Origin of the sequence: uncultured Algibacter sp., assembly GCF_947487575.1 — a bacterium.
Lineage (GTDB): Bacteria > Bacteroidota > Bacteroidia > Flavobacteriales > Flavobacteriaceae > Algibacter_B.
This window is the reverse complement of record NZ_CANKXG010000028.1, coordinates 1-490: the sequence shown is the minus strand read 5'-3', so window position 1 is coordinate 490 and position 490 is coordinate 1. Positions and strand designations below refer to the sequence as shown.

The 490-nt window shown below is 37.6% G+C and carries 1 protein-coding gene; it reads right to left on the bottom strand.

What is annotated here, in order from left to right:
• On the bottom strand, positions 1 to 490 hold a 490-nt coding region (locus Q0870_RS15365), incomplete at both ends, for a hypothetical protein (RefSeq protein ID WP_298556783.1).

Below are 490 nucleotides of genomic sequence, written 5' to 3'. Positions count from 1 at the left end.
GTGTTACCAGCACAATCGGTATAAGTATAAGCATACGTTCTAGTTCCTTCACAAGTTAAAGGATTAGGACTATCTGTGATTATTGCAGTACTTGGTGTTACTGTATCTCCATTGGCATCAGTAATGATAGGTAAAGTAAATGTTTCAGTAGCATCTGCTATACAATTTACAGTTGTTCCATCGTTGGCAGGAACAGTAAACGGTGCTAGTTCAATAGTATAAGTATATGTCCAATTTCCTGTATTACCAGCACAATCAGTAAATGCAAAGGAATATACAACCGAACCTTGACAATCAGGAGTATCAGTTTTGGTAGGTGCAGCAGGTGTTAATGTATTTCCACAGTTATCGGTAACAGTAGGGGGTGTTGGCTCAACAGCACCCGCTAAATTATCAATAGTTTCTGTACCATTACTTGGTAATATAAATGGTGTTAAATCAATAGTATATACATAAGCCCAATTTGCGGTATTACCAGCACAATCGGTAT